This window comes from Natronomonas sp., from assembly GCF_036625485.1.
Classification (GTDB): domain Archaea; phylum Halobacteriota; class Halobacteria; order Halobacteriales; family Haloarculaceae; genus Natronomonas.
Genome location: NZ_JAZKTR010000016.1, coordinates 1 through 25,820, shown reverse-complemented (window position 1 = coordinate 25,820; position 25,820 = coordinate 1). Strand labels below are relative to the sequence as shown.

Below are 25,820 nucleotides of genomic sequence, written 5' to 3'. Positions count from 1 at the left end.
GGCATCGACGCGAACATCATCCCGTGGCGGATGGGCGAGATACTCGGCATCGACCACCGGAGTAGCAAACGGGACGACGAGGGTCGGTCACCGACCAACGGCTACGCCCTCGCCACGGGCGTCAAGGAGGAACTCGACTGGCACTACAAACAACACCGGACGGCCTCGCTCGTGGACGCGTTCGGCGAGGAGTTCGAACGCCTCGACAACCAACCGGCCGGCGACAACCGAGAGGGGTTCCTCGGCCTCTACGAGTACCGGCGACTCATGGCCGACCGAAACGTCGACCGCGTCCAGTGTGAAACCGGCGACGAGCACATCGTCGAGGGATATCGGCAGTTCGACGAGGAGAGCCGGAAGGACGTGCTGCTGTTCAGCAACGACTTCGGGTTCGTCGAATCGGCGAACGAGGCCGGACTCCGGGTCCAGCACGTCGACTTCCCGCGAACACTACCGCGGGAGACGACCGCCTCGTGGGACGAACTCGGTTACCTTCTCTACTTCCTCGCGGTCAGGTTCGGCGTGATCCGGCTCCCCGGCGTGACGATGTACGGCGTCTGGAACGGAAAGGACGGCCGCCATTGGCAAAAGGAGGAACTCGTCGTCGATCCGCGGAGCCCGAAAATCGAACCGCTCTTGCAGCGTGACCTGACCATCACCGAAGCCTTCGAAGGGTAGCCTCGGGCGCAGCCGACGGCCTCCGACTCACGGCTCGTCGGACTCACCATACCCCTCCGGGCCACACGGAAGGCCGGCGTGCGGACACCATCGGCAGTGGTCATTCTGCTGGAAGGTGCTGTACGAGCTTTCTACGGCCGCCTGGAGTCGCTCATGGATACGCTCCGTCGCCGCATCCAGCGCCCCCTCGTCGAAGCGTCTGGTCGCCAGCTTCGGACCCGCCGATCCCACGTACGCGTAGCCGGCACGTTCGACCGGCTCGTCGAACAGTTCCCGACACGCGAGGACGTACAGCGGCAGTTGGAGGTTCGTCTCCAGATCCCGCGTCCGGTCGGTCGCCTTGTAGTCCAAGACTACCAGTTCGCCCTCAGGCGTCCGACAGAGCGCGTCGATCTGTCCGACGACGAGTTCGCCGTCGAGTTCCAACTCGAAGTCACGCTCGGCGCTCAGTATCGTCCACTCGCTGGCCTCCAACTCGAAGAACCGGTCGATGCAGGTCTCGACGGCCGGAAGCACGGCTTCCTCGCCTCGCATCCGGGCGATCCGTTCGGCCGCTTGCTTCCATTCGTCGGGTCGGGTGTAGCCACGCTCGCCGGCCCGTTCTGCGGCCTCGTGGAAGACGACCCCCTGTGTCCGCGTGTTCACCGACGATCCATCGCCCGCTTCGTCGGCGGTCGCTAACTGCGGGTCGTCGAAGGCTCGCACCACGTAGTTCAGGTAGTGTTGTCGGGGACATTCCGCGACGGCATCCAGCGAGGTGTAGCTGTGCCGCCGCTGGAGGCGTGATTCGGGTTTGACGCCGACCGATTCAGTCGCGATCTCGATGCGGGCGTCGGGTGATACGTCGAGGTCGCCGGCGAGCGCGCGGCGGCCGAGATCGAGGACGCGACGGCGCGCTTCGGTCCGGTCGAGCAATCTGGCCCCGTCTACCGCCGCGGTCCGTGTGTCGGTTTCTATCGGTGCGGCGATGGTTTCCGTCCCGTCGACAGCGGTCGGCGGCAGGCTCCGTCGAACCGTCTCCCAGATCGGGAACGACACCCCGGAGACGGACCACGGCACGGCATCGCCCAGCGCCGTATCGACCGTCTCTGGACGCATCTCTTCGGAATCCCGGTCATCGGCATTCGCCTCGGAGGTGCGGCCGAAGAGGAGACACCACTCTTCGGCTCGGGTGATCGCCACGTGCAGAAGGCGGCGTGCCTCCCGTTCGTCCGTCAGGAGCGGGTCGTACTCGGTCGGAGAGGGTTCCTCGGCATCGAGTGCCGTCTCGATCCGGTCGTAGGTCCGCTCGCGGGGCGCCCACTCGTCGGCGACGAGTTCCGGCAACACGACGACCGGGAACTCCAGTCCCTTGCTCTTGTGGATCGTCATAATCCGGACGCCGGCCGCCGATTCGTCGGGTTGGTCTTCCAGACCGCGGGAGGAATCAGCCGTGATAGAGCCGTGCCGTGCGAGGAAATCGATGAAGTCGCTCGAAAGCTCCGGTTCGACGGTGCCGTCCTCGAAACTATCGATCAGGTCGTCCAGTTGGCGGAGGTCGCGTCGTTCCTGTTCGGAGAGGAACCACTCGAGGTCGAGTCGGTCCTTCAGTTCGCGATACAGACGCGTCAGCGAGTAGGTATCGCGCTGGCTCCAGAGGTGCGTCAGGTCGGCCGCGGAGCGTTCGACGCGTTCCGGCTCTTCGTATGCGCTGGGGTCGAGCGTTTCCAGCGCCGTTCGGAGGGAGTCTTCGGCGGTGTTGAGCCTTCGCAGGTCGTCGGCACGGAGCCGATATCGCATCGTCAACAGCCGGTTGATGCTGACCTCGTCGGCCGGGTCGGCGACGGCTTTGAGGCCAGCGATGACCGTCTCGACGCCGACGGACTCCGCGGCGATATCGCCGCCGAGTTCGTACGGGATACCTGCCTTCGAGAGCGTCTCTATCAGTGGCTTTGCGTGGCGCTTCTTCCGGACGAGAATCGCGATATCGCTCGGTGCGTACGTCTCGTCGGTGTGGACCGACTGCCCGTCGACAAGACGGGTGACGGCGTTGGTCACCTGCTGGCCCTCGTCGTCGAGTTCCTCGGCGGCTTCGACGTGAATCACTCCGTCGTCGGCATCTGCCTTCTCGAACATCGCGTCGAGTTCCTTGTCGCTCCCACGGCCCCCCAGTTCGTCGAGGGCGTTGTTCGCGAGATCCAGAATGGGCTGTTTCGAGCGGAAGTTCTCTTCCAGGGTATAGCTGGCCAGCGATGGGTACGCCGCTTCGAGTCTGGGACCGATGTTGTCGACGTTCGCGCCCCGCCACTCGTAGATCGCCTGATCGTCGTCCCCGACCACGAAGAGCCGGTCGTCGGTCACGAGTCGCTGAACGAGTTCGAACTGGAGGGCGTCCGTGTCCTGATACTCGTCACAGAAGACGTAGGAATACTGGTCATCGAGCCAGTCGGTGACGGTTTGGTTTTCGAGCAGCGCGACGGTTTCGGTCACGAGATCGTTGAAGTCCAGCAGGTTCTCGGCACGGAGTGCCTGCTGGTAGGCCCGATAGCCCGGCACCAGATCCGAGACCTCCTGGCAGTCGTTTATAAACGCCTCCAGCGTCCCCGGGAGCGTGAACTCGATGGACGGCATTCCGGCGGGGGCGCCGCTGTAGGAGTCGAACAGGTGTGCTGGGAGTTTGTGGCCATTGGCGAACTCACCGTCGTTCAGCCGGTCGGCGTTGTCGTGGAAGAACGCCGAGAGCGCGTCGACGGTCTCGATCATCGCGTCGATGTAGGCGGCTACGTCGGCCTCCATTCCCGATCCACCGAGACCGTTCCGTTCCGTCTTGAGGACCGACACGAACTCGTCGAACCACCCGTCGAAGAGGTCGAGCCGCTCCGCAGTGAGGTCTTTGCGGGTACGGAGATGCTCATCGGTCGCCTCCCGGACCCGGTCGACGACCCCCTCGAGTTCGGCCAGCCGTTCGGGCGTGGGGAGGTACGCGTCCAGCTCCTCGGGCGTGATGCCGGCCCGTTTCATCGATTCGATGAAGGAGAACAGCCGTTCCGGCGCGCCGGTCGCGTAGTCGTGGTTCTCGTAGACGTCCGGGTTCGTAAACCGGTAGGGGATCTCATCAAGGACCTCGTAGACGAGTTGAAGTTGGTCGGCTTCGGTGGCCACGTCGAACCGCGGATCGAGGTCGGCGTGATAGGCGAAATCGCTCAACAGCTCGTTGCAGACGGCGTGATAGGTGTAGGCCTCGATGTCGTAGCCGCGTTCGTCGACCTTCTCGACGAGCTTCTCGCGCATCGAGTCGGCGGCCTTGTTCGTGAACGTCAACGCGAGGATCTCGTCCGGTGGCGTTCCGGCTTCCAGTAGTCGCTCGATTTTCTCGACCATCGTGAACGTCTTGCCGGTCCCCGCACCGGCGAGGACGCGCATCGGGTAGTCGTCGGAATCGATGATCTCCTGCTGGTCGGGGCGTGGCGACGGGTCCTCGCTGTCCTCCCCCGACTTCGCGCCGTCGTCACTCATCGATCCGCACCTCCGCGCTCAGATAGTCGCTACACATCGCCCGGTAATCACAATCGCCACATGAGTGTTCGCGAATCTCCTCGAAGCGGCTCGGCTCGTAGCGTTCGCCGACGATGCCGTCGTAACAGTCCTCGATGATTGCCCAGATATCGTCGCGATACTCCTCGTAGATATCGGTCACGTCCCGTGGATACCCGCTGGCCGATACCTGCAGGCCATCCGGATGGCCCTCACGGGTCTTGTTTTTAAGCAGGGCGTAGAAACTGAACTCGACGTCCATCCCGGGTTCGTAGACGTCGAGGTTCTTCGCGCCCTCGATGTAGATGGCCGCCTGAAACAGGCTCTTGAGTTTCCCCGCGATGTACTCTTCGCCGTTCCGATGCAGCGGGATGGAATCGGCCGACCGCCACGAGACGATACCGTTGAAACTCCCTTTATAATCGTAGATGTGCAGGCCGTCGTCCGTCCTGACGATGTTGTCCGCCCGCCCCTTGAGGTGCCGGTCGCCCCGGTCGTAGGTAACCGTCTTCTCGGTCGCGATGGAGTTGCGGGCATGCTCGATGCCGTCCGTCTCGAAGAACGACTCAACAGCACTGATCGTGAGCGCGCGGTCGTACTCGAACTGGGCGTCGGACTGGTATTCCGAACGTTTCGCTCGTGCCGTCCATTCCGCTCGGACGCGATCGAGCGCATACTCCCGAATCTCCTCGTCCGAAAACGCCTCGTCGGCCTCCCGAACGGCGTTACACGTCTCCTCGATGGCGGCGTGGTAGGCCAGCCCCCGGTCTAGATAGCGCCGTGATTCGTCGGGCGTTTCAACGTCCCAGACAGCATCGTATTCGTACTTTCGGGGGCAGGTTCCGTACGTCGCAAGCCGGGACGGGGAGAGCCGCCGATCCGCGTCACTCACGGCGGACACCCCCGTCGGCGAAATCCAGTCGCGCCTCGATCGCCGGCCCGAGGTTCGACGGCGGGTCCGCATCGAGGATTCGCTGAACGGCCTCGAACTCGGCTTCGATCTCGTCCATGTCGAGAGGGTCGGTCACCAACCCGGCCCGACGCACGCGTTCGAGCGACTGGTCGACGCGCGTCAGCGCGAACCGGACGGCTTCCCCGTGACTGTACACGCCCTCGTGGTCGACGCGTGGGAACTCGCCGAAGGTATCTTCCAGCGCGGCGAGATATCGCGAGGGTTGTTGGCGGCTCCCGGTCCCGGTCGCATCCTCCCGATGGAGGCCGAAGTAGAGCCGTTCGGTCCCACACCGGGCACCGACTGCGAGCATCCGCCTGCTGAGTGCCGCGTAGTACGCGTGGAGCGGTCTAATCGGGTCCTCGACAGGCGCGAACGTCTCCGTCACGTCCTCGACCGTCGGCGTCGTAAAGGCCGGATAGCCGTCCAGTTCCTCGAGGTGCGGCGTCGGGAACAGCGAGTTGAACCGAGGGTCGGCGGGGTACTCCTCGTCGGTCACGTCGAGGAGGAAGACCGCCCGCCGCTGTTCGTTTTTGAGGACGCGGACGGCGTCGACGAGGACGCCGCCCTCGGGGAGGTCGAGTTCGGTCGCGATCTTGTCGCTGGTCGCCCGCTGGAGTTCTTCCTCCATGCCCGCGCAGATCGTCCGCCAGTCGCTCGGGAGGAGCGACGACTCCGCGACGGACTCGACCAGTCGCCGGAGCGTCCGGACGTGTTCGAACTGCGTCTTCGCGTCCATTGGTTCCTCGCGCTCACCGACTCGATGCTTGAGATGGGTTGCGAGCAGCCAGTAGTTGGTCGCATCGACGAGTCCATGGGTTTCAGCGCGTTCGACTACCGATTCGAGCACACTGTCGATATCGTCGATAACGGCACTGACGCGGGCTTCAAGCGTCGTCCGGGCACGATCCGACGGCCAACCTGGGAGGTCCTCGACCGTGTCCCCGGCTTCGGGCTCCGGGTCCTGACGTCTGAAACACCAACTCGCGAGCGCGTACAGTTCACGAGCAGCGGGGTCGTGTTCGAGGCCACCGACGGTCGCCGACGTGACGGGAACCCCCGCCGCCCGGAGCCCACGAAGCGTCTCCGGAATCGGTGCGTTCGAATCTCGCAGGACCACGGCCATCTCGTCGTAGGCGAGGCCCTCCGACCGTCGGAGTCGCTCGATCTCCTCGGCGACCGCTGCGAGTTCGTCGCTGAACGTCTCCGCCTCGATGACCCGCACGTCCTCCGCTATCGCAGGGGTGGCATCCGGGACAGCCCCCGTTGCGAGGAAGGACGCGACGGCATCGGGACCGTCTGCCTGCTCGTTTGAAGCCGATTCCCCGAACGTTCCGGCACGGTCGAGGTCCGGAACGTAGGTGTCGATTTCCCGGGGTTCGTTCCACGTCCGCTGGATCGCGCTGTCGGCCTCGGCAACGCACACGAGCGGTACTCCCTCGGTGAGTCGAGCGAGGAACTCGCGGTCGATGCGCGTGAACTCCTCGAATTCGAGGACGAGAACGGCTTCGAACGCTGACTGGACGCGTCCACGCCGCTCGGGGTCGGCCAGTGCGTCGGAAGCATACCGGAGGCTTCGTGACGGATCGAGCCTGTCGGCCTCGGCGAGCCATGCGTGGAAGGCGTCGTTCACCTCGGCCAGTTCGGCGAGGGCGTCGTCGCCGGTTTCGATTTCGCCGCCCTGCCACGTTGCCTCGGTGACGAACTGCGAGACGTCGAATCGGAACGATTCGTGTTCGGCCGCACGGGCGAGGTAGTCGTTCGACCACTCGCGGTCGCGGATGAAGGTCGACAGCAACAGGTTCCGTTCGGCCCCATCGAGCAGCGCCGGCGGGTCGGGCAGTTCCGTCAGCGTCAGGTTCGCATACGCGGAGAGGCCGACGATCTCGGGCCGTTCGACGCCATCGACAGCGTCGACGAACGCATCCCCGATGGTCTCGATGCCCGTCGGGAACCGCTTGAGAACGAGCACGTTTTCGACGCCGTGTTCGTCGGCGAGGTCGGCATACAGCGATGCTGCGTGGGTACCGATATCGCCGGCCTGGAACGGGAGTTGATACAGGTCCCCGGTAAGGGTCGGTCGGCTGGACGGGCTAGTCATTCGATCGGTCGGTGTGACGGGATCATATCTCCACGGAGGTACGTACAGGCCCGAGTGAGCGGTTCGACAATCGCGGTCCCGTCGGCGATTCGAGTGATAGTTCAGTATCCGATAGCAGGGTAATAAGGTCGTCGCCGATCTCACGTAGCGGGCGCCCCGCCGGCCTCGGAGCGGATCGAGCGATCGGACGAAGGCTTATGCGTCGCTCCGCTGAACCGCCGACAAGAGCGCACATGACGGAGGCGTCGTCGGTTTCATGGGTTCGCTCCCGGCACGGGTTGCTCGCGGGGTCGGCTCTACTCGACATCCTCACCCGCCTTCCCGAGGACATCCTCACGCCGGCGTTATCTATCGTGAGCGGGTGGGTCGGGAATCCGTCGGTCAGCTTCGTTACGACCTGGCTTATGCTCGCCGTCGCCTTCTATACCTTCGCACCGCTCGCCTACAGCCACCTCGACGTCCTCCCCAGAGAGGCGACCGGGTTCCGGGCCATCTTCGCCGGCGGTACCGTCTCACTGGGCGTTTTCCTCGAGCAGGCGACGACTCCGGAAGTGCTCGTCGCCGGAACGTTCCTCGTCCTGCTCGGGTGTGCGGGGCTGTTTCTGACCTACTTCGACCGTCGACACGGGTGGTCGCTTCTCGACCCTGAAGGTAAGAGCGTCGCGATTGTCGATTTCGTCGCCCCACACGAGGACGTCACCGACGAAATCGAGGCCGATCTCGAACGCGAGGGCTGGCTCGGGGGTGTTGGGGCCGGCCTCCATCTGCTAGCCGTCGGCATGCTTGTGGGGCTCCCAGTCGCTATTGCAGCGATCTCGACGCGGGCACTCGTCTACGCGTATCCCATCCCGGACGTTGCCTTCCTCGCGTGGGCGGTTTCGGTTCGGGTACTGCCTCGGACCGACGCGGGACCTGACCAACGGCGTGTCCTCGATCTGGAATTCGATTTCGAGCGGTTCCTCGCCGATGTCATCGAAAACGCGACCCGAAGCCTACAGGGGATGTTCATGACGGTGTTTACGGTACTCGGCGTATTCCTCTCGGCGGGGTTCGTTTTCGTCGGCATCAGTCTGACCACCGCAATCCTCGATTTGCTCGTTACAGGGCTGTCCGGGTTCGTCCAAGTCCCGACCATCGACGTCGGGCTCATCCTCTGGAACGCCGTTGGCGTCCTGTTTTTGCTCGGTTTGGCCGGTATCTACGGCCTCTGGGCTTGGGTGCGCGAACTCCGACGCCTCCCCTACTTCCTGAATGCGTGGGAGTCTCGGGAGACCGACCACGCTGGCGCGCTGGTTTCGCGCCCGCCGGGGTTGATCGCCGTCCCGGTCACCGCGTGGCTGCTCGCGGTCGCCTACGTCCACTATGCAGATATTTCGGTCTTCCGGGCGGCCTTCGCTGTCTCGTGGCCCCCTGGTATCGTCGCCATCTTCTGGACGGTGCGGTGGACCCTCCACAGGGCGCCCCAACCGATCGGGTCCGAAAGCTGGTGGATTGTCGCCGCCCTCGTCGTCCAGACGTGGAGCGTGTGGCTTTCTACGTCGCTTCCGGATGTCGTCGACGCGTTCACCCGACGGGGCGGCCTCGGCGAAGTCATCGCGCTCCCTCTCTCGCTGACGGTCCTGCTACTCTTGGGTACCTCGGTTCCCGAGATACAGCGCTACGAAACACAACACGAAGGCCTTCGTCGCTACCTTTTTGTCGGCCTGCTGTTCCTGATGGGTGTGCTCGCATTCGTGAGTCGCGGTCGCGTCCCGGCACGATTCGAGTTCATCGCGCTGATCCTCGGGGTGCTCGGGTTCGGTGCCGGCCTGCTGTTAGGGCTCGTCCGGTATTACCGCTTATAAACACTCACAGCGACAGTTCCGGCAGTGCGTCCTCGATCTCGTCGCGGCGGTCCTCCAGCCATTCGGGGAGAACCAGTTCCTCGCCGAGCGATTCGAGCGGTTCGTCGACGGTATAGCCCGGTTCCTCGGTCGCGAACTCGAAGAGGACGCCGCCCTGCGTGCGGGCGTAGACCGATTTGAACCACGTGCGGTCGATGATCTCGGTCGGTCGGAGGCCGGCCTGCTGGAGGACGTCCCGCCACTGCTCCTGTTCGTCTTCGGTCACCTGGAAGGCGACGTGATGGACCGTCCCGCCGCCGGGCTGGCCCTGCGGGGCCTGCGGGTCCTCCAGCAGGTCGATGACGTAGCCCAACTCGCCGTCGGATTCGAAGCGTTGGCGATGCTGTTCTTCCTCGGTCGGCCGAAAACCCATCGTCTCCAGCAGGTTCGCGGTTGGCTGTGCAGTCGACAGGGACAGCGAAACGCCGAAAAAGCCCCGAATCGCGTGTTCCTCGGGGACGGGTCCCTCGGGCGGGTCGCCGGTCGGCGCGTCCGCGCGGGCAACCAGTTCGAGCGGCAGGCCGTCGGGGTCCTCGAAGCCAATGACTGTGTCGCCGAAGCGTTCGCTGGTGACGAAGCCGATGTCCTCATCGTCGAGACGGTCGGTCCAGTAGTCGACCGACGACTCGGGAATCAGAAACTGGGTCGTGGTGACCTGTCCAGTTCCGACGCGGCCCTGTCGGGCGTTCGTATAGGGGAAGAAGGTCATGCTCGTACCGGGCGAGCCGCCGTGGTCGGCATAGAAGAGGTGGTAGACGTGAACGTCGTCCTGATTGACGCTTTTCTTGACGAGGCGTAAGCCAAGCGTATCGGTGTAGAACTCGAAGTTGCGCTCTGGATCGCCCGCGATGGCCGTAACGTGGTGGATACCGGGGATGTCGGTAGGCATACCAGAAGGGAGGCGATGCGAAGGGAAAACGGCTTCCGTAGCGGGGGCCGTTACGGCCGTCGAAGGCGCGACCGAAGGAAGCCCTTAGCAGACCGGTTTCGGGTTGACGCCCATGCTTTCGAGGCTCTCGGTGTACTCGTCATAGGCAGCTTGAATCGCGCCCGTGGCGGCGTCTTCGGCGCGCTCCCAGCAATCCTCGTCGTCGCCGCACTCGGCTTCCAGCAGTTCGGTCGCCCGCTCCAGTTGGGCATCGAGGTCGTCGCCCATGCCGCGGAAGAGACTGGCTGTCTGGGGGTCAGCCTGGCCGGTGAAGAAGCCGGTCATCTGCGCTTTGGATTTCTCGGCGGCCAGCGTCCGGCCGACGAACCCGCCGATGCGTTCGACGGTGCCGTCGAGGTCACGCAGATACTCCTGGATCGCGGGTATCCCGCCGGGTTCGTGGTCGTCGAGTTCGCCGACGACCGTCTCGTAGTGGTCCCGCTCCTCGGCGGCTGTCTCGGCGAAGGCGTCGGTGACGTCGCCGTCCTCGTCGTCGGCCCATGCCTCGTAGGTCTCGGCGGCGTGGTGTTCGGCCGTCGCCGCGGCGGTCAGGACGTCCTCGGGTTCCATCTCGCCCTCGGTGTCGGCATAGAGGGATTTCGAGGAGCCCAGCCGTGAGAGGGCGGTTTCGTTCTCGGATGCGACCGCGTCGATGAATTCGTCGGGGTTCATGTGTGTTGATTGGGAGAGCTATCGCTTGAAAGGGCGTGGTCCGTTTCGAAAAACGGGGAAGTCATGCGACGATACGGGGGAACTCGCGGAGGCGAGTCTATGCGGGATTATTCCGCTTCGCCCTGCTTCACGGCTCGCCTATCGGCTCGCCGTTCCGCTACGAGGCCTCGTTCCCTGCGTTCACTCGGCCTCGCCCTTCTCGATCGGCGCGCCGACGAGGTTACCCCACTCGGTCCAGGAGCCGTCGTAGTTGATGGTGTCGTCGTAGCCCAGCAGTTCGTGCAGGGCGAACCACGCGACCGAGGAACGCTCGCCGATACGGCAGTAGGCGACCGTCGTCTCGTCGCCGCCGATACCGTACTCAGCGTAGAGCTCTTCGAGCTCGTCGCGGTCCTTGAAGGTACCGTCGTCGTTCGTCACGGCTGCCCACGAGATGTTCTGGGCGCCGGGGACGTGGCCGCCACGCTGGGCGGTCTCCTGAAGACCCGAGGGGGCGAGGATCTCGCCCGTGAACTCCTCGGGCGAGCGAACGTCGACCAGCGGCAGGTCGCGCTCGATGGCGTTCTCGACGTCCTCTCGGTAGGCTCGGATGGACTCGCGCGGGCCGGAGGCCTCGTATTCGACCGGCGAGAACTCCGGTACCTCGTCGGTGGTCGGGTAGTCGTTCTCGAGCCAGTATTCGCGGCCACCGTCGAGGAGCGTCACGTCGTCGTGGCCGTAGTACTTGAACTGCCAGTAGGTGTAGGCGGCGAACCAGTTGGAGTTGTCACCGTAGAGGACGACCGTGCTGTCCTCGGTGATGCCGTGTTCGCCCAGCAGGTTCTCGAAGTCGTCCTTCGAGAGGATGTCACGGGTCGTCTGGTCCTGCAGGTCCGTCTCCCAGTTGAAGCCGATGGCACCGGGGGCGTGGGCCTCGTCGTAGGCCTCGGTGTCGACGTCGACTTCTACCAGTCGCTTGTCCGGGTCGTCGCTCTCGAATTCGTCGAGCTGCGCTTCGACCTCGTCGGCCGAAACGAGCACGTCGTTCGCGTAGTTGCTCATTACGCTCCGACATACGACCCACCACCATATATTACCGTACGTAACGGCACGTACGGCCGTGCCTCCCCGCTTACGGCAAGATACGTGCCTAAAGCCGTGACGACGAGTGACGGGGCGAGATTCCCGAATAGCAGTCCTTTCGACATACGACGGCGTACAATCCCCGTTACCCGTGGCTTCCTACATACGAAATAGCAGTAACAATTTCCGCTTCCTACGAGTCAGGGGGAAAACGGCAGCCACGCATGGGTTAAACTGAACGGCGACCGACGAACCGATATGAATCAGCGCGTCGTCGCCGCGGAGTGGGTCGCCGACCGACTCGACGAACTCGCCGTCGTCGACGTTCGGGACGCATGGGAGTACGACGGCATCGGCCACATCCCGACCGCGGTCAACGTCCCCTTCGATACGTTCCGTGCGGACGAACACGGCGAGGCCGAAACCGGGATGCTCCCCGGCGCCGACGCCTTCGCCGCGCTCGCGGCCGAAGTCGGCATCGACAACGACTCGGAGATCGTCGCCTACGACGACACCCACGGCGTCTTCGCCGCCCGCTTTCTGGTGACCGCCGAACTCTACGGTCACGACCCCGAACGACTCCACCTCCTGAACGGCGACTACTCCTCGTGGAACCTCGAACACGAGGTCAGCAGCGAGGAACCGACCCCCGAGCCGACATCCTACGATGCCGCCTTCGACGAAGACGGCCCGCTGGTCGGCATCGAGTTCGTCCGAGAGGCGCTGGAGGACCCCGATACAGTCATCGTCGACACGCGCGAGAAATGGGAATACGAGGAGGGCCATATCCCCGGTGCCGTCCGGGTCGACTGGCGAGAACTCGTCGACGACGACACCCGCGGCCTCCGACCGGAAGCCGAGATACGGGAGTTACTCGAGGACAGGGGCGTCACACCCGACAAGCACGTGCTGCTCTACTGCAACACCGCCCGCCGCATCAGCCACACTTACACCGTTCTCCGAGCCCTCGGCTACGAGGAATTGGCGTTCTACGAGGGAAGCCTCACCGAATGGGAACGGGAAGGCGGGGAGTTGGAAGCCGTCGAATCCTGACCGGCTTCAGACGCCTTCGACGGTCGACCGGTACTCGGTAATCGATTCGAGCGCGGCGTCGACGTGGTCGGCGACGTCGCCACCTTCGTCATCAGATACCTCTCGCAGGCCGTGCTCGTGGCGCGCGAGCGTGCCGTGGTCGAGGGTCTTGCCCTCCGCGGCCGCCTCCTCGAAACTGTCGGCCTTCTTCGTCAGGCGCTCGGCCGCCTCGCCGTCCGCCGCATCGCTTGCTTCTCGGAGCGCTTCGGCCGCCTCTTCGAGGTGTTCTTCTCGGGGCATCGTTCTAGTCGACCCTTCTGTAGACTGCCCCTAAAGTTATCCGACCGTACTCCACTCACCAACACTCCATCGTCTCGGCATCGTCGAGACTTGGGTCCGCGTCGTGCTGTTCGTTCGAGGCACGAAGCAGGCGGTCCTCGGCGACCAGATAGACGACGTTATAATAGGGACTGTCGGCGTGGACCGTCCCTCGGTCAGTCTCCTCGTTATAATAGTAGTTCGTTCGGAGTTCGACCCGCCAGCCGCGATCCGTCTCGCTGATGTCCTCGACGCTCTCGCTGTGGCCGTAGGAGGTCAGTTCCGCCGAGTAGAGTTTATGCTGTCGATAGGCTGCCTCGTACTCGCGGACGTACGTCTCGACCGAGTCCTCGGTCAGGTCGTCGGGCCGTTCGGGGAGTTCGCGTAGGTCGATATCGTCGTTTTCCACGTCGGCTGGCGTTTCGCGATTGACAGTACACGGTTCCGGCGGCTCGGTTTCGGTCCCGTCTCCGGGGTCGCCGCCGCCGAGACAGCCGGCCAGCGTGCCGGCCGACGCCGCTCCGAGGGCGGCGAGTAGCCTCCGTCGTTGCATACACGCGGCTACCGTCGCCCCTGATAAGTGTCTTCAGGAGGGTCAAAAGGGTCTTTGAGCTTATAGTGAGGGCTGCTACCCGAACGCCTCGAACGGCTCGCCACACTCGTTGCAGTAGTGCATCGACCGACACAGCGACGGCCCCTTCGGGTGTTCGCGCTCGGTGTTCGTCGACCCGCAGTAGGGACACTCGGCGGGCTCGGCCTCGTCGTCGGTGTCCGTCGAGGGGTCCGGTCGCCCCCTCATATACTCACCCCGAACTCCCGCAGGTCCTCCTTGCCGGCCTCGGTCACCAGTTCGAGGTTCCACTCGGGGCTCCAGACCAACTCGACGTCGGCCGAGTCGACCCCCTCGGCGCGCTCGGCGGCCTGTCGGACGTCCTCTTTTAAATAGTCACGGGCGGGACAGCCCGTGTAGGTCAGCGTCATCGTCACCGTCGCGTGGCTGTCCTCGACGTCGACGCCGTAGATGAGACCCAGATCGACCACGGAGATAGGCATCTCGGGGTCTTCGACCTCGTAGAGTTCCTCGAAGACCTGGGCCTCGACGCCCTCGGCGTCCTCGCCGGTTGCCGGGAGGACGTCGGGGGCGACGCCGTGTTCGTACTCCGTGTAGGCGCAGTAGGTCGGACTGGCGGCGCCCTCCACGTCATCGAACTCGTCGAACTCGGTGGGTTCAGACATCGCTTTCGACCTCGTCGGGGTCGGGCATCAGCGCGGGCGCCTCGCTTCGGTCCAGTTGCTTGTAGGTGTACGTGAACTCGTTGTAGAGGGACTGCCACGCGTCGGTATGGGTGCCATCGCGGCCGACCGTTTCGGGGAGGAGTTCGTCGTGGTCGGCGACCGACACATCGACGCCGAGGCCGGCGAGGAACGACGACACCATCGTCCGCCACTCCCCGCGGAGTTCCGAGAGGCAGTTCGGCCGGATGCCAAGGTCGACGATGTCCTCCTCGTAGTCGGTCCGCGCGAAGAGGGTCAACGCGTAGGGGAAGAGCCTGTCGACGGCCTGCTGGACGCGCTGGCGCCCGTCGGCATCCTCACACAGTCGTTCGAGCCAGTTCTGGGCGTGTTCGCGGTGGTAGTCCTCCTCGCCGAGGACCTTGCCGACGCGGTCGGCGATGCGCGGGTAGGTCGTCTCCGCCAGCGATTCGAGCCGCAGGTGTTCGTAGGTATCGTAGAAGTATCCGCGAACCACGCAGTCGGCCCAGTCGCCCGATTCGAAGGGTCGTTCGACCATCGTGGAGTGACGGAAGTCGTCGGGGTCGCGCTCCCAGATGAGGTCGACCTGGTCGTAGCCGAAGTCCTCCAGCAGATCGTACCAGAGGCGAGCGTGACCGAGTTCGTCCTGTGCGATGTTGGCGATGCCGATGTCGGATTCGAGGGTCGGCCCGCGGACCTGCCACTCGGTGTAGCGTTCGGCGACGACGAACTCGTCGTCGGCGAGACAGCGGAGTTCGGCCTCGACGGCCGCGCGCTCACGGTCGTTCAGGTCCTCGGGGCCGCCCAGCGGTTCGGTACTCGGCGTCCCGTCTTCGGTTGGCGTCATTTGTCGGCCTCCGCGAGGTCGCGTTCTGCCTTTTCCTGTTCGCGCTGGCTGTCCTCGATCTCCTCGGCGAACGTCTCGTCGGTGTTGTAGTTCGTCGCCCAGCGGTACTGCTTCTGGGTGGTGCCGCCCATCTCGATGCCCTGTTCGTCGGCGTGGACCTCCTCGATGTCCTCCTTGGGGACGACCCACAGGCTGTTGGCGGGCTTCCGACGGGCGTGCATGATCTGGGCGTACTGTTTCGCCAACTCGGCGTTCGGCGCGTGGACGTTGCCGACGTGGGTGTGGTAGTCCTTCGTCTTCTCTTGACGGAACACTTCCCATTTCATGGTTAGTCGTCCGCGGCCGCAGGGCTGACCCCGCCCTGCTGGGGTGATTCGATCGCGTCACGGACCCACTCGACGGCTTCCTGGGCCCGCTTGCGCTTGTCGATCTGACCGGCGCCGGTCGGATACTCGTTTTTGGCGACGGTGAAGAACTCGTCCCAGTCGAGGTCCTCCTCGTAAACCTCGTAGTAGTCCTCGGCTTCGTGGTACTCGACGCGTGGGTACTCGGGCAGTTCGAGGCCGTACTTCTTCGCTTTGGGAACGTAGGCGTTCAGGAAGGCGTTCCGAAGGTCGTCGTTGCTCATCGTCTTGAGGCCGACCTCCATCGCGAACTCGCCGTGGGTCGACTGGTCGTCCGTCGGCCCGAAGAACTGCAGGATGCGCGGCCACCACTTCTCGAAGGCCTCCTGCAGGCGCTTCTGGTCCTTCCGACTGCCAGTCGCGATGGTCCGCAGGATGTCCTCGCCGTGTTTGATGTGGAAGCCCTCCTCGAAGCAGATCTTGTCGATGGCGTGGGCGTAGGGTTCCCACGAGGTCCGCTTGAGGGTCGCCTGCCGGCGCATCGCCGCGCCGTCGACGAAGAACATGATCATCGGCAGTTCGTACCAGTCGTCCAGCGGGTAGTGGAAGCAGTTGAGGAACTTCCCCTCGCCATTTGCGAGTTCGTCCAACATCTCCTCGCGAGTCTTGATGCCCAGCTCCTCGGCGGCCCGATAGAGCAACTGGCCGTGGCCGACCTCGTCCTGTACCTGCGCGCTGACCGCGAGTTTGCGGTCGAGACTCGGCGCCTGTCTGATAAACGGGCGCTCGATGTAGGCGCCCATGATCTCGCTGTTGGCGTGGAACTGTATCATCCGGGTCGCCGCCTCGCGATACTCCCGGGGCATGTCGTCGCCGGGGCCGAACTCCCGGGGCCCCGCGCGCTCTTTGACGGTCTGGAGGTCCATCACTACAAGAACTAGTGTGACGAAGTGGCATACTGATTAACCCGCCTATAGGCTGGTTTTAAATACTAATGCGTGCTAACCGAACACATGATTTCGGAGTGTCTCGTCGTCGAGTTCCGTGTCACCGGCGACGAGTGTCCGCTCGCGGAGGCCACGCGGGCGACCGGCGGGGCAGTCGAGGCGGCGGCGCCGCTGTTGCGCGAGGACGGCTACACACTCCTGCGGTTTTCGACCGACGACTCGGGAATTGGCGAGCGACTCGACGCGGACGACCGCATCCGATACCTCCACCGCGCGGCCGCCGACGGGCGCTACACCCACCGGTGTCTCTCCAAGGAGCGGTGTGTCGTCCACCGACTCATCGACGAGGGTTTTCTCGTCGAATCGGTCCGGTACGTCGACGGCGTCGAACGCCACGTCGGCGCCGTCGTCGGCCAAGACGTCCTTCACGGCGTCCTCGAAGCCGCTGGCGAGGCCGTCGGCGTGCAACTCGAACGTATCTCCCCGCTCGGCGAGGACGCCGACGACGGAATCGCGAGCCGTTGGAACCTCACGCCCACACAGGTAGAGGCACTCCAGACGGCCAACGAGATGGGCTATTTCGACGTGCCGAAACGCGTCACGGCCCAGGAGGTCGCCGACGCGGTCGGCATCTCGAAATCGGCGTTTCTGGAACGTCTGCGCCGAGGCCAGTCCGAGCTGTTCGACCGCATGCTGGACTGACTCCGAGGGGTGGTTTTACCAATCCGACCCTGATATAAAGGATATGACAGGCAAGCCAGAGGATTTCGACCCGGAATCGCCGGGCGAACGGGAGATCGCGGGCGAAGCAGCGGACGACCGGTCGGATTTCCTGTCGCTCATGGGCCACGCCTATCGTGGCGAACTCGGGCGGACCGCCTCGTGGCGGACGCGGGTCGACAGGACGACCAACTGGGCGGTGGTGCTGACGGCGACGCTTCTGACGTGGGCGTTCTCGGCGGAGACGCGCCCGCATTACGTCATCCTCGTCGGTATCGTGATGGTCACCGTCTTCCTGTGGATCGAATCTCGCCGGTACCGGATCTACGATATCTGGCGGTCACGGGTGCGACTCCTCGAAGAGAACGTATTCGCCAACGCCCTCAACCCGGAAGGCGTCGTCCAGACCCACTGGCGGGAACTCCTGAGCAACGACCTCCGGGAACCGACGATGAAAACGCCGACGTTGGAGGCGGTTACGCGCCGCCTGCGCCGCGTCTACGCGCCCCTCATCTCCGTGCTGGTCGGTGCGTGGGTGGTCCGGTTGACGGTGTTCGCGAGTGCCGAAACTGGCGTCCTCGGAACCGCCGCTATCGGCGGGATATCGGGTCGAATCGTCGTCGTGGTCGTCGGCTGTTACTACCTCGGTATCGTGGGCCTCACGCTCTGGCCGCGGCAGCGGAAGGCGAAAGGCCAGTTACAATCGACGGACGAATCCTCCGATTGGAAGTAACCGACGGGTCAGCAGTCGAATCGCCCATCCGACGTACTCGCGCCGCTTGAAGCGAAAACGCCGCCTTCTGCCACGTGGTCGCCCGTTCTAGAAACCGAGGATGAATCGATCAGTATAGGAGACTAATGTATCGGCTACTTTTCGGCATACAGGAGGGTTCGTCGGCAGTCGGGGCAAACGTATAGAACTGGCGTCAGGATTTCATCCGCTCGGATACTACTAAGAAACCCGTCGTCCGTCGACGGTGAGACGATAGACAGTTCGCCAACGGCGTCGGTTCCTTGTAGTTCCATCCGTTCCAGTGGTTCCTCGCAATCGGGACACGTCTTCTCGGAGGGCATACCTGTAGAGAGTACAGTTGCCCCTCCGAAAAAGTAATTCGATGTGTTCCCTGGTTCGGATGGAACTGTATTCGTTCTAATGGCGATTGATACGCAGAGCCGTTATACCGCCTACTTCACCGAACCTGAAGTGGGATCGACGATGTGCGGAGCAGATCTGCCCATCTGCACACAACCAACATATCACTCGCGGCCGGTCAGTTCGTCGAGTTCCTCGAAGTACGCCTCGCGGGGGACCTGATAGAGACCGCGATAATCGATCTCGCCGGCCGCGAAGCGACGCGAGAGGGCTTCGGCACCCTCGATGGCGTCGCCGATGGTGTCGTAGGCGTCAGGGTCGCGGTTGACCTCCGGTTCCAGATAGAGCGTGACCATCCATGGGGCATCGGGCGGCAGGTTCCGGTTGCCCTCCGGGCGGCGATTCCGGCGGCCGCGCGTGACGTAGATCGTGGGGAGGCAAGGGGATGGGAAATCCGAACCGTTGAACACGTCGGGGCGATAGGCGAGGATGACGCGAGACTCCTCGGCGTTCCAGACCTCCCAACCGTCGCCGAGGGCCGATTCGTCGAGCATATTCGTGCTTCGTACGGGGTCCGTATCAGCCTTCGGTTTATAAATGGCGTCTGACGGGCGACCGACGCCCCGCAAGCCGACGGAAAGAATACCGGCTGCTGTTGCTGGTTTCGGTGTGGCGCGCCACAACGATGTCGTGTCGTGTGGCAACAATACTTATGACGTTGTAGCACTCATATATAAGATACTATCGGTGACGTGGCCGCCGCTTGCCACCTGCGATGTGTCGTTGCCCGACTAAGGGCGCGTCTGGCATGTCGTGTGGTAAGTGTCGACGTGCCACGGCATCGAACGGTGTGACGGTTAGCCCGGGTCCCCGGGCCGGATGGGTGACCATCCACGTGATAGAATGAGTGACATGGAATCCCTCGAGGAACTCAGCAAGGAGTACAGGAACTCGATCCCGTCGGACCTTCGACGGACCCGGTCGTTCGACTGGTATCTCGAAGAGCTGTACGACGACCCGAAGGTCGCCCGCAACGCCCACCAGCGGGTGGCTGACATGTTCGATTACTACGGGACGACCTACGACGAGGACGAAGGGGTCGTCGAGTACGAACTGGCAGCCGAGGACCCGCTCGGTGACGGCGAGAACACCTTCTACGGCCGGGTCATCCACGAAGCCATCCACGAGTTCATCAACAAGGTGAAATCCGGTGCCAGAGGCCTCGGCCCCGAGAAACGCATCAAGCTCCTCCTGGGGCCGGTCGGCTCCGGGAAGTCCGACTTCGACCGACAGGTCCGGCGCTACTACGAGGATTACACCACCCGCGAGGCGGGACGGATGTACACCTTCCGCTGGACCGGCCTGTGTGACATCCTCCACGACCAGGACCCCGCCGACGACGTCGTTCGATCGCCGATGAACCAGGACCCCATCGTCCTGTTGCCGCTCGAACAGCGCCAGCAGGTCATCGACGACCTCAACGAACGGCTGGATGCGCCCTACACCATCCGCAACGAGCAGGCGCTGGACCCCGCAAGCGAGTTCTACATGGACAAACTGCTGGAGCACTACGACGACGACCTCCAGCAGGTGCTGGAAAACCACGTGGAGGTGATCCGCCTCCTTGCCGACGAGAACAAGCGACAGGCCATCGAGACGTTCGAACCCAAGGACAAAAAGAACCAGGACGAGACTGAGTTGACCGGCGACGTCAACTACTCGAAGATCGCCGTCTACGGCGAGTCGGACCCCCGCGCGTTCGACTACTCGGGGGCGTTCTGTAACGCCAACCGGGGCATCTTCTCCGGCGAGGAACTGCTCAAACTCCAGCGGGAGTTCCTCTACGACTTCCTGCACGCCTCCCAAGAGCAGACGATCAAGCCGAAGAACAACCCCCGTATCGACATCGACCAGGTCATCGTCGGCCGGACGAACATGCCCGAGTACCGCGACAAGAAGGGCGACGAGAAGATGGAGGCGTTCAACGACCGGACCAAGCGCATCGACTTCCCGTACGTCCTCCAGTACGAGGAGGAGGCCCACATCTACGAGAAGATGCTGGGCAACGCCGACGTGCCCGACATGCACGTCGAACCACACACCCTCCAGATGGCCGGTCTCTTCGGCGTCCTCACCCGCATCGAGGAACCGGACGGTGGCAACATCTCGGTCGTCCAGAAGGCCAAGGCCTACAACGGCGAGATCGACGAGGGCGAGGACATCGATATCAAGAAACTGCAGGACGAGGCCGAGGCCGTCGCCGACATCGGCGAGGGGATGGACGGCGTCTCCCCGCGATTCATCGGCGACGAGATCGCCGAGGCCATCATGGACTCGATGCATCGCGGTCGCGGGTTCCTCTCACCGTTGACGACGTTCAACCACCTCGAAGAGAACCTCGAGAACCACGGGTCCATATCCGAAGAGCACTTCGAGCAGTACTACCGCTACCTCGAGTTGGTTCGCGAGGAGTACAAGGAACGCGCAATCGAGGACGTCCGCCACGCGCTGGCCTACGACCTCGACGAGATCCAGCGGCAGGGCGAGAAGTACATGGACCACGTCATGGCCTACATCGACGACGACACCGTCGAAGACCAGATCACGGGCCGCGAACAGGACCCCGACGAGAAGTTCCTCCGGGCGGTCGAGGAGAAACTCAACGTCCCCGAGGACCGCAAGGACGACTTCCGACAGGAGGTCGCCAACTGGGTCTCCCGTCGTGCCCGTGAAGGAGAGACCTTCGAACCGCAGGACAACGACCGTCTGCGCCGTGCGCTCGAACGGAAGCTCTGGGAGGACAAGAAACACAACATCAACTTCTCGGCGCTGGTCTCCAGCGGCGAGTTGGACGACGACGAGCGCAACGCGTGGGTCGATGCCCTCGAAGAGCAGGGGTACAGCACTGAAGGCGCAAAGGAGGTGCTGGAGTTCGCCGGCGCCGAAGTCGCCAAAGCCGAGATGGAAGAGGAATGACGGCCAACGACTACATCGGCCGCGCCGACGAGGCGCTTCGGGAGACGTACGAACCCCCGATGAGCATCGGGGAGTACGTCGAGACCATCTTCGAGAACCCCACCTCGGCCGCCCACGCCTCGAAGTACCTGCTGGAGGCCATCGAGGCCGCTGGCACCCGGACCGTCGTCGAGGAGGGCGAACGCAAGGAGCGCTACCGCTTCTTCGATGACCCGCACAACGACGGCGAACACGCCATCCTCGGCAACACCGAGGTGCTGAACGCCTTCGTCGACGACCTGCGGTCGATTGCGGCCCGCCGCGGCAAAGAGGAGAAGATCCTCTGGCTCGACGGGCCGACAGCCACGGGTAAATCCGAACTCAAGCGGTGCCTGATAAACGGCCTTCGGGAGTTCTCGAAGACGGAAGAGGGCCGGCGCTACACCGTCGAGTGGAACATCGCCGGTACCGACGATTCGCCGGGGATGACCTACGGCGGCAAGCGCGCCGCCGACGAGGACGACTGGTATCCCTCGCCGGTTCAGGCTCACCCGCTTTCGGTCTTTCCCGAATCGGTCCGCGAGGAGTTGCTTTCGGACCTCAACGAGTCGGCCGAAGACCACATCCCAATCCATCTGGAAACCCGGCTGGACCCGTTCAGCCGTGAGGCCTACGACCACCTCGAAGAACGGTATCGGCGGCAGGGCGAAGACGACCTGTTCTCGGCCGTCGCCGACGCCGACCACCTCCGGGTGAAGAACTACGTCGTCGACGTGGGAGATGGCATCGGCGTCCTCCACAGCGAGGACGACGGCACGCCCAAGGAGCGACTGGTCGGGTCGTGGATGGCCGGAATGTTGCAGGCGCTGGACTCCCGCGGCCGGAAGAACCCGCAGGCGTTCTCCTACGACGGCGTCCTCTCGCAGGGCAACGGCCTGCTGACGATCGTCGAAGACGCGGCCCAGCACGCCGACCTGCTCCAGAAACTGCTGAACGTACCCGACGAGGGGACGGTGAAACTGGACAAGGCCGTCGGGATGGACGTCGACACCCAGATGATCATCATCTCCAACCCCGACCTCGAAGCCCAACTGAACCAGCACGCCGAACGGCAGGGATCGGACCCGTTGAAGGCGCTGAAGCGCCGCCTCGACAAGCGGGAGTTCCACTACCTGACGAACCTCTCGCTGGAGGCCGAACTGGTCCGCCGGGAGCTGACCAACGAGACGGAGATCTGGGAGGCCGACAACTACGAGGAACTGGAGGAGAAGATCCAGGAGCCGATCACCGTCTCCGTTCGCGGCGACGAGGGTGCGGTCCGCGAACGCGAACTGGCGCCACACGCCGTCGAAGCGGCGGCGCTGTATGCGGTCGGCACGCGTATCGACAATGAATCGCTCCCGCCGGGGCTGGACCTCGTCGACAAGGCGCTCATCTACGACCAGGGCTACCTGCAGGACGGCGACGAACGCCGCTACAAGGACGACTTCGATTTCGCGGACGTCGAGGAGGGGACGGGCGGTATCCCCGTCACCTACACCCGCGACATCATCGCCGACCTGCTCCACGAGAAGACCGACCGTCACCACGCCGAACTGGCCGTCGAGGACGTCATCATGCCGCGTGACGTGCTGAACGCGATGGCGGACGGCCTCGACGACGCGCCGGTCTTCTCGGGCAGCGAGCGGACCGAATACGAGAACCGCCTCGTCCCCATCAAGAACCACGTCTTCGGCCAGCAGGAGACCGACGTTATCGACTCGATCATGCGTGACAAGCGGGTCGACGAGGAGACCGTCGAGGAGTACATCGAACACGTCTACGCGTGGGTCGAGGACGAACGCATCGAGAACGACCGCGGGGAGATGGAGGAGCCGGACCCGCTGAAGATGAAGGTCTTCGAGATCGAGCACCTCGGCCGGTTCGACGAGGACGATTACGACGGCTCCGACCCCGACGACGGCGTCGCCGAGTTCCGCGAGGAGAAGGTCATCACGGCGCTGAACCGCCACGCGTGGCGGAACCGCGACGAGGACTTCTCGGTAACCGACGTCGACCCCCGCGAGATTCCGGTCATCGAGACCGTACTCGGGAGCCACGACTGGGACGATGTCGGCCGAACCTACGGGGACCTCGAACCGAGCCAGTGGGCGGACCCGCCCTCGGGCACCGAGACGGAGGCCATCAAGGAGAAGACGCTCCGCAACATGCAGGAGCTGTTCGGCTACTCGGAGGCCTCCGCTGAACTGACCAGTAGACACGTCATGAGCCAGGTGAGTTACCGATGGGACTGAGAGACGACCTCGACCGCTTCCGTGAGGTCGGCGAGGAGAAACGACAGGACCTCTCGGAGTTCATCCAGTACGGCGACCTGGGGAACTCCCGACCCGACGAGGTGAAGATACCGATCAAGATCGTAGACCTCCCGTCGTTCGTTTACGACCCCCGCGACAAGGGCGGCGTCGGGCAGGGCCAGGGCGGCACGCCCGACGTGGGCGATCCGGTCGGCCAGCCCCAGCCACAGCCCGGCGACGGCGACGACGATGGGGACGGTGACGAACCCGGCGAGGAGGGCGGCGAACACGAGTACTACGAGATGGACCCCGAGGAGTTCGCCCAGGAGTTGGACGAAGAACTCGGGTTGGACCTCGACCCCAAAGGCAAGAAGGTCATCGAGGAGAAGGAGGGCGACTTCACGGACATCACCCGGAGCGGCCCCGCCAGCACCCTCGATTTCGAGCGCCTGTTCAAGGAAGGTCTCAAGCGGAAACTCGCGATGGATTTCGACGAGGAGTATATCCACGAGGCCCTGCGCGTCGACGGCTGGGGTCCGTCGACGGTCTTCGAGTGGGCACGCGACAACCACATCCCCGTCTCCCGGGCCTGGATCGACGACGCCTACGAGGACATCCCGGCCGAGGAGACGGACCGGTGGGACTCCATCGAGGAGATGGAGGCGGAAGTCGACAAGGAGGCGACGGCGACACGCATCCGCCGGGAGGGCATCGACGAGATTCCGTTCCGCCGGGAGGACGAACGTTACCGCTATCCCGAGATCATCGAGGAACGGGAGAAGAACGTCGTCGTGGTCAACATCCGCGACGTGTCGGGGTCGATGCGCCAGTCCAAGCGCGAACTCGTCGAACGGACGTTCACGCCGCTGGACTGGTATCTCACCGGGAAGTACGACAACGCCGAGTTCGTCTACATCGCCCACGACGCCGACGCCTGGGAGGTCGAACGCGACGAGTTCTTCGGCATCCGGTCGGGCGGCGGCACCCGAATCTCCAGCGCCTACGAACTCGCCGCCGAGATCCTCGAAGAGGAATACCCGTGGAGCGAGTGGAACCGCTACGTCTTCGCGGCGGGTGACTCCGAGAACTCCTCGAACGACACCGAGGAGAAGGTCATCCCGATGATGGAGGAGATTCCGGCGAACCTCCACGCCTACGTGGAGACCCAGCCGTCGGGCAACGCCATCAACGCCACCCACGCCGAGGAGGTCCAGCACCACTTCGGCGATTCGAGCAACGTCGCCGTCGCCTACGTCCAGAGCCCCGAGGACGTGGTCGACGCCATCTACACAATCCTGAGCACGGAGGACGAATCATGAGCACCGACGACCGAATCCACAAACAGCGCATCGCCGAGGGTCTCGAAGAACCCGCCCGCGAGGCGAACAACCTCGCGGAGAAACTCGGGTTGGACCCCTTCCCGGTCAACTACTGGGTCGTCGACTACGACGAGATGAACGAACTCATCGCCTATGGCGGCTTCCAGCAGCGCTACCCCCACTGGCGGTGGGGCATGCAGTACGACCGCCAGCGCAAGCAGGGCCAGTACCTCGGCGGCAAGGCCTTCGAGATCGTCAACAACGACGACCCCTCGAACGCCTTCCTGCAGGAATCCAACGAGATGGCCGACCAGAAGGCCGTCATCACACACGTCGAGGCCCACGCGGACTTCTTCAAGAACAACGAGTGGTTCCGCCTGTTCGGCACCTCGCCAGACGCGGCGGCCATGCTCGAACGCCACTCCGAGACCATCGCCGAGTACATGGAAGACCCGGACGTCTCCCGGGAGGCCGTAGAGGAGTGGATCGACCACGTCCTCTGTCTGGAGGACAACATCGACCAGCATCGCGCCTTCACGACCGCCGAAGAGTGGGAGGAAGAGGAGACGATTCCCGAAGACGTCGCCGAGCAACTCGACGAACTCGACCTCTCCGAGGAGGTTCGCAAACAGGTCTTCGACGAGGAGTGGGTCGAAGGGATGGCCGACGACGAGGGCGGCGCCACCTTCCCGAAGACGCCGGAGACCGACGTCCTCGGCTTCCTCCGCTCGCACGGCAAGGCCTACGACGATGACACCGAGAAGGCCGCCGACTACGAGGAGTGGCAGCGGGAGATCCTCGAACTCCTTCGGAAGGAGGCCTACTACTTCGCCCCGCAGAAGATGACGAAGGTCATGAACGAGGGGTGGGCCGCCTACTGGGAGTCGAAGATGATGGCCGACGAGGGC

General features: G+C 63.9%; 22 protein-coding genes and 1 pseudogene. 9 read left to right on the top strand and 14 right to left on the bottom strand.

The features are described 5' to 3' along the window. Positions 1-678: pseudogene (locus tag V5A53_RS03180) on the top strand (hypothetical protein); the annotation flags it as partial. A 27-nt stretch (positions 679-705) separates the two neighbouring features. Here V5A53_RS03180 and V5A53_RS03175 read toward each other — a convergent pair. Genes V5A53_RS03175 through V5A53_RS03165 form a run of 3 tightly spaced genes read right to left on the bottom strand, consistent with a single transcriptional unit; the run spans position 706 to position 7,244 of the window. Beyond that, positions 706-4,173, bottom strand: coding sequence for an ATP-dependent helicase (locus tag V5A53_RS03175; RefSeq protein WP_332312119.1), 3,468 nt, complete (start codon positions 4,171-4,173; stop codon positions 706-708). Further along, a complete protein-coding gene (locus V5A53_RS03170) occupies positions 4,166-5,083 on the bottom strand; it encodes a RecB family exonuclease (protein WP_332312118.1) in 918 nt (305 codons plus the stop codon). The genes V5A53_RS03175 and V5A53_RS03170 overlap by 8 nt, the downstream gene beginning before the upstream one ends. Beyond that, on the bottom strand, positions 5,076-7,244 hold the full coding sequence (locus tag V5A53_RS03165; protein ID WP_332312117.1) for a hypothetical protein: 2,169 nt from the start codon (positions 7,242-7,244) through the stop codon (positions 5,076-5,078). The genes V5A53_RS03170 and V5A53_RS03165 overlap by 8 nt, the downstream gene beginning before the upstream one ends. Before the next feature lie 233 nt (positions 7,245-7,477). Here V5A53_RS03165 and V5A53_RS03160 point away from each other — a divergent pair, with 233 nt between their 5' ends. Further along, the gene (locus tag V5A53_RS03160; protein ID WP_332312116.1) at positions 7,478-9,088 is read left to right on the top strand and encodes a hypothetical protein; all 1,611 of its coding nucleotides are present in this window, start codon (positions 7,478-7,480) and stop codon (positions 9,086-9,088) included. 4 nt (positions 9,089-9,092) lie between these two features. Here V5A53_RS03160 and V5A53_RS03155 read toward each other — a convergent pair whose 3' ends face one another. From V5A53_RS03155 to V5A53_RS03145, 3 genes are all read right to left on the bottom strand, one after another. Continuing rightward, entirely contained in the window at positions 9,093-10,016 is a 924-nt protein-coding gene (locus tag V5A53_RS03155; protein ID WP_332312115.1) for a ring-cleaving dioxygenase, read from the bottom strand. Between the two features lie 84 nt (positions 10,017-10,100). Continuing rightward, positions 10,101-10,727 carry a rubrerythrin family protein gene (locus tag V5A53_RS03150; protein ID WP_332312114.1) on the bottom strand — a complete coding sequence of 209 codons (627 nt, stop codon included), beginning with the start codon at positions 10,725-10,727 and terminating at the stop codon, positions 10,101-10,103. A gap of 180 nt (positions 10,728-10,907) precedes the next feature. After that, complete coding sequence (locus tag V5A53_RS03145) at positions 10,908-11,768, bottom strand: sulfurtransferase (protein ID WP_332312113.1); 861 nt, start codon at positions 11,766-11,768, stop codon at positions 10,908-10,910. A 279-nt stretch (positions 11,769-12,047) separates the two neighbouring features. Here V5A53_RS03145 and V5A53_RS03140 point away from each other — a divergent pair, with 279 nt between their 5' ends. Next, entirely contained in the window at positions 12,048-12,842 is a 795-nt protein-coding gene (locus tag V5A53_RS03140; RefSeq protein WP_332312112.1) for a sulfurtransferase, read from the top strand. Positions 12,843-12,848: 6 nt separating this feature from the next. Here the strand turns inward: V5A53_RS03140 and V5A53_RS03135 are convergent, their stop codons facing one another. From V5A53_RS03135 to paaA, 7 genes are all read right to left on the bottom strand, one after another. Continuing rightward, on the bottom strand, positions 12,849-13,121 hold the full coding sequence (locus V5A53_RS03135) for a DUF7553 family protein (RefSeq protein ID WP_332312111.1): 273 nt from the start codon (positions 13,119-13,121) through the stop codon (positions 12,849-12,851). A 55-nt stretch (positions 13,122-13,176) separates the two neighbouring features. Beyond that, entirely contained in the window at positions 13,177-13,692 is a 516-nt protein-coding gene (locus V5A53_RS03130) for a hypothetical protein (RefSeq protein WP_332312110.1), read from the bottom strand. A gap of 75 nt (positions 13,693-13,767) precedes the next feature. Continuing rightward, positions 13,768-13,938: a 1,2-phenylacetyl-CoA epoxidase subunit PaaE gene (paaE, locus tag V5A53_RS03125; RefSeq protein ID WP_332312109.1), complete on the bottom strand. Its 171-nt coding sequence runs from the start codon at positions 13,936-13,938 to the stop codon at positions 13,768-13,770. Beyond that, a complete protein-coding gene (paaD, locus tag V5A53_RS03120) occupies positions 13,935-14,375 on the bottom strand; it encodes a 1,2-phenylacetyl-CoA epoxidase subunit PaaD (RefSeq protein WP_332312108.1) in 441 nt (146 codons plus the stop codon). Before paaD ends, paaE begins: the two co-directional genes overlap by 4 nt. Beyond that, on the bottom strand, positions 14,368-15,240 hold the full coding sequence (paaC, locus tag V5A53_RS03115; protein ID WP_332312107.1) for a 1,2-phenylacetyl-CoA epoxidase subunit PaaC: 873 nt from the start codon (positions 15,238-15,240) through the stop codon (positions 14,368-14,370). Before paaC ends, paaD begins: the two co-directional genes overlap by 8 nt. After that, the gene (locus V5A53_RS03110) at positions 15,237-15,566 is read right to left on the bottom strand and encodes a phenylacetic acid degradation protein PaaB (RefSeq protein WP_332312106.1); all 330 of its coding nucleotides are present in this window, start codon (positions 15,564-15,566) and stop codon (positions 15,237-15,239) included. The genes paaC and V5A53_RS03110 overlap by 4 nt, the downstream gene beginning before the upstream one ends. A gap of 2 nt (positions 15,567-15,568) precedes the next feature. After that, positions 15,569-16,510: a 1,2-phenylacetyl-CoA epoxidase subunit PaaA gene (gene paaA / locus V5A53_RS03105; protein WP_332312105.1), complete on the bottom strand. Its 942-nt coding sequence runs from the start codon at positions 16,508-16,510 to the stop codon at positions 15,569-15,571. Between the two features lie 87 nt (positions 16,511-16,597). Between paaA and V5A53_RS03100 the strand changes: the two genes are divergently transcribed. Together V5A53_RS03100 and V5A53_RS03095 are read left to right on the top strand one after the other, a co-directional pair. After that, the gene (locus V5A53_RS03100) at positions 16,598-17,233 is read left to right on the top strand and encodes a helix-turn-helix domain-containing protein (RefSeq protein ID WP_332312104.1); all 636 of its coding nucleotides are present in this window, start codon (positions 16,598-16,600) and stop codon (positions 17,231-17,233) included. A gap of 43 nt (positions 17,234-17,276) precedes the next feature. Next, positions 17,277-17,984 carry a DUF2270 domain-containing protein gene (locus V5A53_RS03095; protein WP_332312103.1) on the top strand — a complete coding sequence of 236 codons (708 nt, stop codon included), beginning with the start codon at positions 17,277-17,279 and terminating at the stop codon, positions 17,982-17,984. A 524-nt stretch (positions 17,985-18,508) separates the two neighbouring features. Here V5A53_RS03095 and V5A53_RS03090 read toward each other — a convergent pair. Further along, the gene (locus V5A53_RS03090) at positions 18,509-18,898 is read right to left on the bottom strand and encodes a DUF5820 family protein (RefSeq protein ID WP_332312102.1); all 390 of its coding nucleotides are present in this window, start codon (positions 18,896-18,898) and stop codon (positions 18,509-18,511) included. Between the two features lie 349 nt (positions 18,899-19,247). Between V5A53_RS03090 and V5A53_RS03085 the strand changes: the two genes are divergently transcribed. From V5A53_RS03085 to V5A53_RS03070, 4 genes are all read left to right on the top strand, one after another. Continuing rightward, positions 19,248-21,320, top strand: coding sequence for a PrkA family serine protein kinase (locus V5A53_RS03085; RefSeq protein WP_332312101.1), 2,073 nt, complete (start codon positions 19,248-19,250; stop codon positions 21,318-21,320). Beyond that, entirely contained in the window at positions 21,317-23,593 is a 2,277-nt protein-coding gene (locus V5A53_RS03080; protein WP_332312100.1) for a PrkA family serine protein kinase, read from the top strand. The genes V5A53_RS03085 and V5A53_RS03080 overlap by 4 nt, the downstream gene beginning before the upstream one ends. Further along, positions 23,584-24,912, top strand: coding sequence for a YeaH/YhbH family protein (locus V5A53_RS03075; RefSeq protein ID WP_332312099.1), 1,329 nt, complete (start codon positions 23,584-23,586; stop codon positions 24,910-24,912). The genes V5A53_RS03080 and V5A53_RS03075 overlap by 10 nt, the downstream gene beginning before the upstream one ends. Then, on the top strand, positions 24,909-25,820 hold a 912-nt coding region (locus tag V5A53_RS03070), incomplete at its 3' end, for a SpoVR family protein (RefSeq protein WP_332312098.1). The genes V5A53_RS03075 and V5A53_RS03070, both read left to right, overlap by 4 nt.